This is a genomic window from Streptosporangium sp. NBC_01469, from assembly GCF_036227305.1.
GTDB lineage: Bacteria > Actinomycetota > Actinomycetes > Streptosporangiales > Streptosporangiaceae > Streptosporangium.
The window spans coordinates 4,244,318-4,257,800 of the sequence record NZ_CP109465.1; the positions used below are offsets into that span (position 1 = coordinate 4,244,318).

Consider the following 13,483-nt stretch of genomic DNA (forward strand, 5'->3'; position numbering starts at 1 on the left):
GCTGAGGGTGTGGGCGCCCGGCGTGGGGGTGCGGCCCGAGCTCAGCCGGGGACCAGGCCGACGCGTCCTTCCCCGGTGTAGACGTTCATCGAGCTGCCCCTGACGAACCCGATGAGTGTCAGCCCCGCCTCGGCGGCCAGCTCCACGGCCAGCGAGGAGGGGGCCGAGACGGCGGCGAGGATCGGGATGCCGGCCATCACCGCCTTCTGGACCAGCTCGAAGGAGGCGCGTCCCGACACCATGAGCACGGTCGAGGCGAGCGGCAGACGTCCGTCGCGCAGCGCCCAGCCCACCAGCTTGTCCACCGCGTTGTGCCGGCCCACGTCCTCGCGCACGCAGAGCGCGTCGCCGCCGAGCGTGAACAGGCCCGCGGCGTGCAGCCCGCCGGTCCGGTCGAACACCCGCTGGGCCGCGCGGAGCCGGTCGGGCAGCGCCGCGATCACCTCGGCCGTCACCGGCGCGGGGTCGCCGTCCACCCGCCACTTGGCGACCGTGCGGACCGCGTCGAGCGAGGCCTTGCCGCACACCCCGCACGAGGAGGTGGTGTAGAAGTTGCGCTCCAGCGAGGTCGCCGGCGGGGACGTGCCCGCCGCCAGCCTGACGTCGAGCACGTTGTAGGTGTTGGCGCCGTCGGCGGTGGCGCCCGCGCAGTAGCGGATCGCGGTGACCTCCTCGGCGGAGGTGACCACTCCCTCGCTCACCAGGAAGCCCGCCGCCAGGTCGAAGTCGTCGCCCGGCGTGCGCATGGTGATCGTGAGCGGCCGCCCGTCGAGCCGGATCTCCAGCGGCTCCTCGGCCGCCAGCACGTCGACCCGATGGGCGGCCGCGGTCTCCCGCAGCCGCAGGACCCGGCGTTTGACGGTGACCCTACCCATCGGCCGGGGCCGTCCGCGCGCCGGGAACGGAGCCTGGGGCAGAGCCGGAGACAGAGCTGGACACAGGGCCGGAGACGGGGATCGCGTCCTCCTGGGAGGCCACGTTCTGGACGTGCTGGAAGCCGAAACGGCCCTTGATGCACAGGTTGCCGTGGGTGACCGGGTTGTCGTGCGGCGAGCTCACCTTGACGATCCGGTTGTCCTGCACGTGCAGGGTCAGGTTGCAGCCGACCCCGCAGTAACTGCAGATCGTCGTCGTCTCGGTCTGCCGGGACTCGTCCCAGCTGCCCGCGGCGCGCATGTCGAACTCGCTCTTGAACGACAGCGCCCCGGTGGGGCAGACCTCCACGCAGTTGCCGCAGTAGACGCAGGCCGAGTCGGTGAGCGGGGCGTCGTGCTCGGTCGAGATCATCGCGTCGAAGCCCCGCCCGGCGACCGAGATGGCGAAGCTGTTCTGCCACTGGTCGCCACAGGCGTCGACGCACTTGTAGCAGAGGATGCACTTGGAGTAGTCGCGCACGTAGAGGTCGTTGTCGACCTTCGCGGGCTGCGCGACCGTGGCGGCCTCCTCGCCGAAGCGGTCGGGCCGCGCGCCGTACTCCTCGATCCACTCGGCCGCGCGCGGCGTGGTGGACAGGTCGGCCGTCGAGGCCAGCAGCTCCAGGACGATCTTGCGGCTGTGCCGGGCGCGCTCGGTCGCGGTGCCGACGACCATGCCGGGCTCGGCCCTGCGCGAGCAGGCGGGGGCGAGCGTACGGGCGCCCTCGACCTCGACCACGCAGACCCGGCAGGCGTTCTTCGGGGTGAGGGTGTCGCCGTAGCAGAGGGTCGGGATGTCCTTGCCCGCCGCCGAGCAGGCGTCCAGCACGGTCGAGCCCTCCGGCACCCGGACCGGGTCGCCGTCGACGGTTATCTCGATCAGCCGCCGGGGCGGCTGCAGGGGAACACTCATGATGCCTCCGAGGGGGAGAAGACGCCCAGCCGGTCGATGGCCGACTCGACGGCGTTCCAGGCGGTCTGGCCGAGCCCGCAGATCGAGGCGTCGCGCATGGCCTGGCCGACCTCCCGCAGCAGCGCGATGTCGCCGGCCGTGGGCCTGCGGCTCAGCCGGTGCAGGGCCTCCTCCTGCCGTACGGTGCCCACCCGGCAGGGCACGCACTGCCCGCACGACTCGTCGCGGAAGAACTCCGCGATGCGCAGGAGGATGTGGGCCAGGTCGACGCTGTCGTCGAGCACCAGGACCACACCCGAACCCAGGGTCGTGCCGGCCGCCCGGGTGCCCTCGAAGGTCAGCGGGACGTCGAGCTCGTCCGGGCGGACGAACCCGCCGGCCGCGCCGCCCAGCAGCACCGCCCGGAGCGTCCCGGTCGCGCCCCCGGACAGCGTGAGCAGCTCGCGCAGGGTGGCGCCGAACGGCAGCTCGTAGACACCCGGCTTGGCGACCGTGCCCGAGACGCAGAACAGCTTGGTGCCCGTCGAGCCCTCCGTGCCGGTCGCCGCGTAGGCGGCGGCCCCACCGGCGAGGATGGGCAGCACGTTGACCAGCGTCTCGACGTTGTTGACCACGGTGGGCTTGCCGAACAGGCCCTTCTCCACGGGGAAGGGCGGCTTGCTGCGCGGTTCGCCGCGGAAGCCCTCGATCGAGTTGAAGATCGCGGTCTCCTCGCCGCAGATGTAGGCGCCCGCGCCGCGCCTGATCTCGATGTCGAAGGCGAAGCCCTGTCCCATGACGTCGGCCCCGAGCAGGCCGCGTGCGCGGGCGACGTCGATGGCGTGGGCCATCCGGCCGATCGCCCGGGGATACTCCCCGCGGATGTAGAGGTAGCCCTTGGGACAGCCGGTGGCGTACGCGGCGATGGTCATCGCCTCCACCAGCGCGTACGGGTCACCCTCCATGATCACGCGGTCCTTGAAGGTGCCCGGCTCGCTCTCGTCGGCGTTGCAGACCAGGTAGTGGGGGTGGTCGAGCTGGCGGGCCGTGGCCTCCCACTTGCGCCCGGTGGGGAACGCCGCGCCGCCCCGCCCGACGAGGCCGGATTCGAGCACCTCGCGGATGACTCCGGCGGGACCGATCCTGACGGCCTCGCGCAGCGCGGCGTAGCCGCCCTCGGCCCGGTAGTCGTCCAGGCTCGCCGGGTCGACGATTCCCACCCGGCGCAGCAGCACGAGGGAGGGGTCGCCCGCCTGCGGGACGGCGTGCTCGGCGGGAGGCTCCGCGCGCTCGGCCAGGGCGGGGCCGCCGGTGGCGTCCATGCCGCTGAGGCCACCGAGCCTGCTGAGATCCTGCGCCCGGCCCGCGCCGCCGGCGCCTGCGCCGCTCGTGGTGCCGGTGGTGCCCGTGCCGCTCGTGCCTGCCGCGCCGTCGGCGTCGTGGGCCTGGCCGGCTCCGTTGGCCGCACCGCTTCCGTTGGCACCGCCGCTTCCGTTGGCGCCGCCGGTGGGAGCCGGTGCCGGTTCGGCGGGGCCGTACACGGTCGCCCCGGGGAACTCGCCGGCCTGCAGGGCCAGCGCGGCGGGTGCCCGCTCGCACAGGCCGAGGCAGGGGCTCGGCTGCCAGGACATGCCGGGCGGCCCGAGCCTCTCCTCGGTGCTTCGCCGCACCGCGTCGGCGCCGCGCGCCTGGCAGGCCAGGTCGGTGCAGACGTGCAGCACCCGCGCCGGTCGCGGCTTCGTCGAGAACAGCGAGTAGAACGTCGCCACCCCGTACGCCTCGGCGGGCGGCACGGTCAGGCGGCGGCAGATGTAGTCGAGAGCGCCCTCGCTGATCCAGCCGATCCTGTCGTTGACCGCGTGCAGCGCGGGGAGCAGCAGGTCGCGCCGGTCACGGGCCTCGTGCCCGCCGACGGCGACCCGCAGGTCGCCGTCGGAGCGGATGCCACCCTCCCAGCCCGTCGTGGGGGCGCCGAGGAACGCGTCGATCGCGGCGCGCTCCTCGGCCGAAGGTTCGGCGTCGCTGAACCGGAGATCCACTCCCCCTTCACCCGGCCTTCGCGGGTACGAGCTTGTCGACGCGCACGGCGGCGGCCTTGAACTCGGCGGTGCCCGCGATCGGGCAGGTGGCCTCGATGGTGAGGGCGTTGGTGTCGACCTCGTCGGGGAAGTGCATCGTCATGAAGACCAGGCCGGGACGGAGGGCCGGGTCGACGTAGACGGGGGCGATGACCGAGCCGCGCCGGGAGCTGATCCTGACCTCCTCGCCGGGACTCACCCCCAGCCGCGCGGCGTCCTCGGGGGAGAGCTCGATGTTCTCGCCCCTGCGCAGCGGTGAGGCGAACCCGGACGACTGCACGCCGGTGTTGTAGGAGTCGAGACGGCGGCCGGTGGTGAGCCGCAGGGGGTATTCGTCGTCGAGCAGGTCGACCGGTGGGGAGTGTCTGAGCACCGCGAACGGCGCTGCTCTGCCCCGCCGGGCCAGGTCGGTCTCCCAGAGCCGCCCGTGCAGGAAGGGCGGTTCGAGGGAGTCCTCCGACGGGCAGGGCCACTGGATGCCCTGGAGCCTGTCGAGCCTGTCGTAGGTCATGCCGGTGTGGGCGGGGGAGAGGGCACGGAGCTCGTTCCAGACCTCCTCGGCGCCGGTGTAGTTCCAGTCGTGGCCCAGGAGGCGGGCGAGCTCGCAGAGGATCCAGATGTCGTCGCGGGCCTCGCCCGGCGCATCGAGCGCCTTGCGGACCCGCTGCACCCGCCGTTCGCTGTTGGTGAAGGTGCCCTCGCTCTCGCACCAGGCCGCGCCCGCCGGCAGCACCACGTCGGCCATCTGGGCGGTCTTGGTCAGGAAGATGTCCTGCACGACCAGGTGGTCGAGCATGCTGAGCCGCTTGATGCAGCTCAGCGAGTCGGCCTCGGACTGCACCGGGTTCTCCCCGATGAGGTAGCAGGTGGTGACCTCGCCCTCGGCCATCGCCTCCAGCATCTCGGTGAGGTTGAGGCCGTAGCGCGGCTGGATGGGCTTGTCCCACGCCTGCTCGAACTTGCCGCGGATCTCGGGGTCGAGGATGTCCTGGAAGCCGGGCAGCCGGTTGGGGATCGCGCCCATGTCGCCGCCGCCCTGCACGTTGTTCTGGCCGCGCAGCGGGGACAGACCCGAACCGTAGCGGCCGACGTGGCCGGTGAGCAGCGCCAGGTTGATGAGGGCGCGCACGTTGTCGGTGGCGTTGTGGTGCTCGGTGATGCCGAGCGTCCAGCACAGCTGGGCCCGGTCGGCCCTGGCGTAGGCGTGCGCGAGCTCCCGGATGGCGGCCGCGGGCACCCCGGTGACCTGCTCGGCCACCGGGAGCGTCCACGGCTCGACCGAGGCGGCGTACTCCTCGAAGCCCTCGGTGGCGCGCTCGATGAACGAGACGTTGTGCAGCCCCGCGTGGATGATCTCCCGGCCCACCGCGTGCGCCAGGGGGATGTCGGTGCCCACGTTGAGGCCCATCCAGAGGTCGGCCCACTCGGCGGTGCCCGTGCGGCGGGGGTCGACCGCGAACATGCGGGCGCCCTTTCTTATCCCCTTGAGCACGTGGTGGAAGAAGATCGGGTGCGCGTTGCGTGCCGCCGAGCCCCACATCACGATCACGTCGGCGTCCTCCACCTCCTGGTAGGAGGAGGTGCCGCCGCCGCTGCCGAAGGCCGCGGACAGGCCCGCCACGCTCGGGGCGTGGCAGGTGCGGTTGCAGGAGTCGACGTTGTTGGTGCCTATCACGACCCGGGTGAACTTCTGGCCCACGTAGTTCATCTCGTTGGTGGAGCGGGCGCACGACAGCATCGCGAAGGCGTCCGGCCCGTGTGCCTCGACGTTGCGGCGGAAGCCCTCTGCGGCCCGTCGCAGCGCCTCGTCCCAGGTGGCGCGGCGCAGCACGCCGTTTTCACGGACAAGGGGATGGGTGAGCCGGTCGTAGTGCTCGGCGCGGTCCCCGCGGTCCCTCTTCATACCCCATCCTTTCGACAGTCCTGTATACAGTCTACGGTATGTCGCATCAACTGGCGGCGGCAAGATTTTCCCGGACCCGCTCGTCCAGGAGGTCGGCGACCGCGTGGATCGCCCGCAGCGTGGGCACCTCGGCCCCGGTCAGGTCGGCCAGTTCCACGACGGCGGCGAGAAGCACGTCGAGCTCCAGGGGCTTGCCCTTCTCCAGGTCCTGGAGCGTGGAGGTCTTGTGCTCACCGGCCCGCTCGGCGCCCGCGATCCGGCGCTCGATCGAGATGTCCGGCTCGCAGCCCACCCGGCGGGCCACGTCGACGGTCTCGCGCATCATGGTGACGACGAGGTCGCGCGTCCCGCGGTGGCGGCAGATGCCCGCCATGGTCGCCCGGGTGAGCGCGCTGATCGGGTTGAAGGCGATGTTGCCCATGAGCTTGATCCAGATGTCACGCCGCAGATCGGCCTCGACGGGACACTTCAGGCCGCCCTGGATCATGGCGGCGCTGAAGTCGACGCAGCGTGACGAGAGGGAGCCGTCGGGTTCGCCGATGGAGAAGCGGGTGCCCTCCAGATGGCGGATCACGCCGGGCGCCTCGATCTCCGTCGCCGCGTAGACGACGCATCCGATGGCGCGCTCCAGCGGCAGCGCGGAGGTGACCGCCCCGCCGGGGTCGACGCTCTCGATCACATGGCCCTGGTAGGGGCCGGGCAGCCGGTGGAAATACCACCACGGGATGCCGTTCTGGGCCGCGATGAGGCCGGTGGTCTCGTGAAGCAGCGGCTGGATCATGGGTCCGGCCGCCGCGTAGGAGTTGGCCTTGAGGCCGAGGAAGACGTGGTCCACCGGGCCGATCTCACGGGGGTCGTCGGTGGTGTGGGGGTGGGCGGTGAAGTCTCCGCGCGGGCTGAGCACGCGCACTCCCGATTTGCGCATCGCCGCGAGGTGCTCTCCGCGGGCGATCAGATGCACCTCGGCGCCTGCCCTGCACAGGGCGGCGCCGACGTAGGCGCCGATGGCGCCGGCGCCAAGAACAGCGACTTTCACAAGAGGCTCCGTCCTCGCGTCCATAGTGCATTCGGTATACAGTATGGAAAAAATCCGGTCAAGGAGTCGCCGATGGCCGTCCTCAGATCCACCGTCCACGAAGCCCCGTCCCGAGATCCGGCCGCCCTGTCCTCGCCGGGGCCCTCACCAGCGCCGTCACCGGCGGGGGCACCGCACCGCGGCGCCCATGCGGAGGCGCTCCCGTGGGAGTCGGCCCGCCGGGTCGCGGCGTCCGCCGCGGGGCCGCTCTCCCCGGTCGACCTCCCCCTCCACCTGGCGTACGGCTGCCGCCTGGCCGGGCCGCTGCGCGCCCTCGTCCCGGTGCCCGGCGCCGACGTGGCCGCGATGGACGGCTACGCGGTCGCGGGCGATCCGCCCTGGCGGATCACGGGTCTCGTGCTCGCAGGGGGCGCGGCCTACGGGGCCGCGCTCGCGCCCGGTACGGCGGTGGAGATCGCCACCGGCGCCCCGGTGCCAGAGGGCGCCGAGGCGGTGCTGCCCTACGAGGCGGCCGTACGGACCGGCGCACCGCCGCCGGGAGGCGGGGTGCCCGGCCGGTCCGCGCCACCGGGCCGGTTCACGCCACCGCTCGGCCGGTTCGCGCCACCGGGCGGGGAGTCCCGTACGGCGGGCGGGCCGGTCGGCGAGTGGGTGTCGGCCCCTTCCGGGGCGGTCGAGCCCGGCAGGCACATCCGCCGGCGCGGCGAGGACTGCCCGCTGGGGACCGTCGTTCTCACGGCCGGTTCGGCCGTGACGCCCGCGGTGCTCGGCCTCGCGGCCGGGCTCGGGCACGACGTGCTCCGCGTGCGGCCCAAACCCCTGGTGTCCGTGCTGGTCACGGGCGACGAGGTGGTCACGCTGGGGCTCCCGGGCCCGGGGCGGGTGCGTGACGCGATCGGTCCCATGCTGCCGGGGCTCGTCGAGTGGGCGGGCGGCCGGGCCGAGGCGCCGTCGTGGCTGCCCGACGGGGCGCGGGCGCTGACCGCCGCGCTCGCGGGGACCCAGGACGGGCCGCCGGGCCAGGTGATCGTGGTCTGCGGCGCCTCGTCGAAGGGGCCCGCCGACCACCTGAGGGCGGTGCTCGCCGGGCTCGGGGCGGAGATCCTCGTCGACGGTGTCGCGGTGCGTCCGGGCCACCCGCAACTCCTCGCCAGGCTTCCCGACGGGCGCCTGGTGGCCGGGCTGCCGGGCAATCCCTACGCCGCGCTGGTCGCCGCGCTGACGTTGCTCGCCCCGGCGGTCCGGGCGCTCGCGGGCGGGCCCGAGGCCCCGCGCGAGCGGTCCGCGCTCACCGGTCACGTGCGGCCCCACCACGCCGACACCCGCATGGTCGCGGTGCGGCGCGGCGGGCGTGGCGCGGTGCCCGTCGGGCACGACCGGCCGGGATCGCTGTGGGGGGCCGCGCTCGCCGAAGCGCTCGCGGTCGTCCCGCCCGGGTGGAGGGGCGAGCCGGTCGAGCTTGTCTCACTACCCGCACAAAGGGTCTAGACATCGCCGGACCCCGGGGGTAACCATTGCCCTCATACGGTATGCAGTATGGAGAACACAATCGAGAGGACCACCAGAATGACCCAGCCAGCGGACACGGCGCCGGAAACCATCTCCGGAGGCCACCTGGTGGCGAAGGCGCTCAAGGCGGAGGGGATCGATGTGATCTTCACGCTCTGCGGCGGCCACATCATCGACATCTACGACGGTTGCGTCGACGAGGGCATCGAGGTCATCGACGTCCGCCACGAGCAGGTGGCGGCGCACGCGGCCGACGGTTACGCCAGGATCACCGGCAAGCCGGGTTGCGCGGTCGTGACGGCGGGGCCGGGCACCACCGACGCGGTGACCGGCGTGGCCAACGCCTTCAGGGCGGAGAGCCCCATGCTGCTCATCGGGGGGCAGGGGGCTCTGAGCCAGCACAAGATGGGCTCGCTGCAGGACCTTCCCCACGTCGACATGATGACCCCGATCACCAAGTTCGCGGCCACGGTCCCCTCGACCGAGCGGGTCGCCGACATCGTCTCGATGGCCTTCAGGGAGTGCTACCACGGCGCTCCCGGGCCGTCCTTCCTGGAGATCCCGCGCGACGTCCTCGACGCCAGCGTCCCGATCTCCAAGGCCCGCATCCCCGAGGCCGGCCGCTACCGCGCCTCCGTACGCCAGGCCGGAGACCCCGAGGCCGTCGAGCGCCTCGCCGACATGCTGGCCCACGCGGAGAAGCCCTGCGTCCTGCTGGGCAGCCAGGTCTGGACCACCCGGGGCACCGACGACGCGATCAACTTCGTCCGCGCGCTCAACGTCCCCGCCTACATGAACGGCTCGGCCCGCGGCACGCTGCCCCCGGGCGACCCGCACCACTTCCAGCTCTCCCGGCGCTACGCCTTCACCAACGCCGACCTGATCATCATCGTCGGCACCCCGTTCGACTTCCGGATGGGCTACGGCAAGCGCCTGTCGCCCTCGGCGACGGTGGTCCAGATCGACCTCGACTACCGCACCGTCGGCAAGAACCGCGACATCGACCTGGGCATCGTCGGTGACGCCGGGCTGATCCTGGCCGCGGCCACCCAGGCCGCCTCGGGCCGCGTCGAGAACGGCGCGACCCGGCGCAAGGAGTGGCTGGAGGAGCTGCGCGCGGTCGAGACCGCGGCCTACGAGAAGCGGCTGCCCCGCCAGCTGTCCGGCTCACAGCCGATCGACCCCTACCGCCTGGTCCACGAGATCAACGAGTTCATCACCGAGGACACCATCTACATCGGCGACGGCGGCGACATCGTCACCTTCTCCGGCCAGGTCGTCCAGCCCAAGTCGCCCGGCCACTGGATGGACCCCGGGCCGCTCGGCACCCTCGGCGTCGGCGTCGCCTTCGCCATGGCGGCCAAGTACGCCAAACCCGACAAGGAGGTGCTCTGCCTCTTCGGAGACGGGGCGTTCAGCCTCACCGGCTGGGACTTCGAGACGATGGTCCGCTTCAACCTGCCGTTCATCGGCGTCATCGGCAACAACTCGTCGATGAACCAGATCCGCTACGGCCAGGCCGCCAAGTACGGCGAGAACCGCGGCCGGGTCGGCAACACCCTCGGCGACGTCAGATACGACGAGTTCGCCCGGATGCTGGGCGGCCACGGCGAGGAGGTCAGGGACCCCGCCGACATCCGGCCCGCGCTGGAGCGGGCCCGCGAGTCGGGCAAGCCCGCACTGATCAACGTGTGGGTCGATCCGGACGTGTACGCGCCCGGAACCATGAACCAGACCATGTACAAGTGAGGGGGGCCCCATGAAGGCACTGGAAGGTGTCCGCGTCCTCGACATGACCCACGTGCAGTCGGGTCCGTCCTGTACGCAGCTCCTGGCCTGGCTCGGCGCCGACGTGATCAAGCTGGAGGCGCCCTCCGGCGACATCACCCGCAAGCAGCTGCGCGACGTCCCCGGCGTCGACAGCCTCTACTTCACGATGCTGAACTGCAACAAGCGCAGCATCACCCTCAACATGAAGAGCGACCGCGGCAAGCAGATCTTCACCGACCTGGTGCGCGACTCCGACATCCTGGTGGAGAACTTCGGGCCCGGCGCGGTCGACCGGATGGGGTTCTCCTGGGACCGGCTCCAGGAGCTCAACCCGCGGCTGGTCTACGCCTCGATCAAGGGTTTCGGCCCGGGACGCTACGCCGGTTTCAAGGCGTACGAGGTGATCGCCCAGGCGATGGGCGGCTCGATGAGCACCACCGGCTTCGAGGACGGCCCGCCGCTGGCCACCGGCGCCCAGATCGGCGACTCGGGCACCGGCATCCACGCCGTGGCCGGCATCCTGGCCGCCCTCTACCAGCGCGAGCAGACCGGGCGCGGCCAGCGCGTCCAGGTGGCCATGCAGCACGCGGTGCTCAACCTGTGCCGGGTGAAGCTCCGCGACCAGCAGCGGCTCGGCCACGGACCCCTGTCGGAATACCCCAACAAGACCTTCGGCGACGAGGTGCCGCGCTCGGGCAACGCCTCGGGCGGCGGCCAGCCCGGCTGGGCCGTGCGGTGCGCCCCCGGCGGTCCCAACGACTACATCTACGTCATCGTGCAGCCGGTCGGCTGGGCGCCGCTCGCCGGGATCATCGGCCGCCCCGAGCTGGGCGACGACCCCGAGTGGGCCACCCCCGAGGCGCGCCTTCCCAACCTCGACAAGATGTTCCAGCTCATCGAGGAGTGGAGCATCACCCGCGACAAGTGGGAGGTCCTCGACCGGCTCAACGCCGCCAACATCCCCTGCGGCCCGATCCTGTCCACCAAGGAGCTGCTGGAGGACGAGAGCCTGCGGCAGGAGGGCGCGCTGATCGAGGTCGACCACCCCGAGCGCGGCTCCTTCGTGACGGTCGGCAGCCCGCTGCACCTGTCCGACTCGCCGGTGGACGTCACCGCACCGCCCCTGCTCGGCGAGCACAACACCGAGATCTACGCCGGCCTCGGCCTGTCCGCCGACGAGCTGGCCGACCTGAAGACGAACGGAGTCATCTGATGGCGCATGACCAGGCCGCCGTACGCGAGGTGCTGGACAAGGCCCGCGTCGAGGGCCGCACCGCGCTGACCGCCCCCGAAGGCAGGAAGATCTGCCAGGCGTACGGCATCTCGACCCCCGGCGAGGGGGTGGCGACCTCGGCCGAGGAGGCGGTGTCGCTCGCCGGGGAGATCGGCCTGCCGGTGGTGCTCAAGATCGTCTCTCCTGACATCCTGCACAAGACCGAGGCGGGCGGGGTGCTCGTCGGCCTGGCCGACCTCGACGCGGTGCGCGCCGGCTACGACCGGATCGTGGCCTCCGCGCGCTCGTACGACCCCGAGGCGTCGATCGACGGCGTCCAGGTCCAGGCCATGGTCGGCGCCGGGCACGAGGTGATCATCGGTGCGGTCACCGACCAGACCTTCGGCAAGGTCGTCGCCTTCGGGCTCGGCGGGGTGCTCGTCGAAGTCCTCAAGGACGTGACCTTCCGGCTGGCCCCCCTCTCGGGTGATGATGCACTCGGGATGCTGGACGACATCAGGGCGGCGGAGGTGCTGCGCGGTGTCCGTGGTGCCGAAGCGGCCGACAGGGGGGCGCTGTCGAACATGATCGAGCGAGTCGGCGCCCTCGTCGGGGACTTCCCCGAGATCGCGGAGGTGGACCTGAACCCCGTCTTCGCCACCTCCGACGGCGCGACGGCCGCCGACGTGCGCATCCTTCTCGACGCCGACCCCGTCGTCGCGCCCGCCCGGCTCTCGCGGGAGGAGATCCTCACCGGGATGAACCGGATCTTCAAGCCGCGCGCCGTCGCGGTGATCGGAGCCTCCGGCGAGACCGGCAAGATCGGCAACTCGGTCATGCGCAACCTGATCAACGGCGGCTACCGGGGGCACATCTACCCGATCAACCCGAAGTCCTCGGAGATCCTCGGGCTGCCCGCCTACCCGAGCATCGCCGACGTGCCGGGCGAGGTCGACGTGGCGGTCTTCGCCATCCCGGCCAAGTTCGTGCCCGCGGCGCTGGAGGACGCCGGGCGCAAGGGGGTGGCCGGAGCCATCATGATCCCGTCCGGGTTCGCCGAGACGGGCAATGTCGAGGGCCAGCAGGAGATCGTCGAGATCGCCCGCAAGCACGGCATGCGCATGCTCGGCCCCAACATCTACGGCTACTACTACACGCCGGAAAACCTGTGCGCCACGTTCTGCACGCCGTACGACGTGAAGGGCGGGGTCGCGCTGACCTCGCAGAGCGGTGGTATCGGCATGGCCATCCTCGGCTTCAGCCGTACCACCGGGATGGGCGTCTCGGCGATCGTCGGGGTCGGCAACAAGGCCGACGTCGACGAGGACGACCTGCTCACCTTCTTCGAGCAGGACGACAACACCAACTGCGTGGCCATGCACCTGGAAGATCTCAAGGACGGGCGCGGGTTCGTCGAGGCCGCCCAGCGGATGGTCGCCAAGAAGCCGGTGATCGTGCTCAAGGCCGGGCGCACCGCGATGGGCGCGCGGGCCGCGGGCTCGCACACCGGAGCGCTGGCCGGCGACGACAAGGTCTACGACGACATCCTTCGCCAGGCGGGCGTCGTGCGGGCCCCGGGCCTCAACGACATGCTCGAGTACGCCAGGTCGCTACCGCTGATGCCCACGCCCAAGGGCGAGAACGTCGTCATCATCACCGGGGCGGGCGGCTCGGGAGTGCTGCTCTCCGACGCCTGCGTCGACAACGGACTGACCCTCATGGAGATCCCGCCGGATCTCGACGAGGCCTTCCGCGCCTACATCCCGCCCTTCGGGGCGGCGGGCAACCCCGTCGACATCACCGGTGGCGAACCGCCCAGCACCTACGAGAACACCATCAGGCTGGGCCTGGCCGATCCCCGCGTGCACGCGCTGGTGATCGGCTACTGGCACACGATCATCACCCCGCCGATGGTCTTCGCCGAGCTGGTCGCGCGGGTCGTGGCCGAGGAGCGGGCCAAGGGCAACGACAAGCCCGTGGTCGCCTCACTGGCCGGTGACACCGAGGTCGAGCAGGCCTGTGACCATCTCTTCGCGAACGGGGTGATCGCCTACCCGTACACCACGGAGAAGCCCGTGGCCGTGCTCGGCGCCAAGTATCGCTGGGCCAGGGCCGCAGGGTTGCTGCGCGGCTGAGCCGCGCTTCATGAGCGAGGGGGCGAATCGGGG

At 71.8% G+C, this 13,483-nt stretch carries 9 protein-coding genes; 4 read left to right on the plus strand and 5 right to left on the minus strand.

What is annotated here, in order from left to right; translation table 11 throughout:
- Window positions 1-41: 41 nt before the first annotated feature.
- The 5 genes from fdhD to OG587_RS19065 are packed head-to-tail and all read right to left on the minus strand — an operon-like array spanning window position 42 to window position 6,823.
- Window positions 42-875: a formate dehydrogenase accessory sulfurtransferase FdhD gene (gene fdhD, locus OG587_RS19045; RefSeq protein ID WP_329092110.1), complete on the minus strand. Its 834-nt coding sequence runs from the start codon at window positions 873-875 to the stop codon at window positions 42-44.
- A complete protein-coding gene (locus tag OG587_RS19050) occupies window positions 868-1,827 on the minus strand; it encodes a 2Fe-2S iron-sulfur cluster-binding protein (RefSeq protein ID WP_329092112.1) in 960 nt (319 codons plus the stop codon). The genes fdhD and OG587_RS19050 overlap by 8 nt, the downstream gene beginning before the upstream one ends.
- Window positions 1,824-3,845, minus strand: a complete 2,022-nt coding sequence (locus OG587_RS19055; protein WP_329092113.1) for an NAD(P)H-dependent oxidoreductase subunit E — start codon at window positions 3,843-3,845, stop codon at window positions 1,824-1,826. Before OG587_RS19055 ends, OG587_RS19050 begins: the two co-directional genes overlap by 4 nt.
- Before the next feature lie 7 nt (window positions 3,846-3,852).
- Window positions 3,853-5,787 carry a molybdopterin oxidoreductase family protein gene (locus OG587_RS19060; RefSeq protein WP_329092114.1) on the minus strand — a complete coding sequence of 645 codons (1,935 nt, stop codon included), beginning with the start codon at window positions 5,785-5,787 and terminating at the stop codon, window positions 3,853-3,855.
- 46 nt (window positions 5,788-5,833) lie between these two features.
- On the minus strand, window positions 5,834-6,823 hold the full coding sequence (locus OG587_RS19065; RefSeq protein ID WP_329092115.1) for a 2-dehydropantoate 2-reductase: 990 nt from the start codon (window positions 6,821-6,823) through the stop codon (window positions 5,834-5,836).
- A 72-nt stretch (window positions 6,824-6,895) separates the two neighbouring features.
- Here OG587_RS19065 and OG587_RS19070 point away from each other — a divergent pair, with 72 nt between their 5' ends.
- The 4 genes from OG587_RS19070 (at window position 6,896) to OG587_RS19085 (ending at window position 13,450) form a co-directional block, all read left to right on the plus strand.
- Window positions 6,896-8,311 (plus strand): molybdopterin molybdotransferase MoeA, encoded by a 1,416-nt coding sequence (locus tag OG587_RS19070; protein ID WP_329092117.1) that lies wholly within the window; start codon window positions 6,896-6,898, stop codon window positions 8,309-8,311.
- A gap of 78 nt (window positions 8,312-8,389) precedes the next feature.
- Window positions 8,390-10,081, plus strand: a complete 1,692-nt coding sequence (locus tag OG587_RS19075; RefSeq protein WP_329092120.1) for a thiamine pyrophosphate-binding protein — start codon at window positions 8,390-8,392, stop codon at window positions 10,079-10,081.
- Window positions 10,082-10,091: 10 nt separating this feature from the next.
- On the plus strand, window positions 10,092-11,315 hold the full coding sequence (frc, locus tag OG587_RS19080; RefSeq protein ID WP_329092122.1) for a formyl-CoA transferase: 1,224 nt from the start codon (window positions 10,092-10,094) through the stop codon (window positions 11,313-11,315).
- Window positions 11,315-13,450, plus strand: a complete 2,136-nt coding sequence (locus OG587_RS19085; protein ID WP_329092124.1) for an acetate--CoA ligase family protein — start codon at window positions 11,315-11,317, stop codon at window positions 13,448-13,450. The genes frc and OG587_RS19085 overlap by 1 nt, the downstream gene beginning before the upstream one ends.
- Window positions 13,451-13,483: the final 33 nt, after the last annotated feature.

Bases quoted from the DNA above. Each gene is read 5' to 3' on its own strand.
- fdhD (WP_329092110.1), bottom strand. From the start codon at position 875: ATGGGTAGGGTCACCGTCAAACGCCGGGTCCTGCGGCTGCGGGAGACC.
- OG587_RS19050 (WP_329092112.1), bottom strand. From the start codon at position 1,827: ATGAGTGTTCCCCTGCAGCCGCCCCGGCGGCTGATCGAGATAACCGTC.
- OG587_RS19060 (WP_329092114.1), bottom strand. From the start codon at position 5,787: ATGAAGAGGGACCGCGGGGACCGCGCCGAGCACTACGACCGGCTCACC.
- OG587_RS19070 (WP_329092117.1), top strand. From the start codon at position 6,896: ATGGCCGTCCTCAGATCCACCGTCCACGAAGCCCCGTCCCGAGATCCG.
- OG587_RS19075 (WP_329092120.1), top strand. From the start codon at position 8,390: ATGACCCAGCCAGCGGACACGGCGCCGGAAACCATCTCCGGAGGCCAC.
- frc (WP_329092122.1), top strand. From the start codon at position 10,092: ATGAAGGCACTGGAAGGTGTCCGCGTCCTCGACATGACCCACGTGCAG.
- OG587_RS19085 (WP_329092124.1), top strand. From the start codon at position 11,315: ATGGCGCATGACCAGGCCGCCGTACGCGAGGTGCTGGACAAGGCCCGC.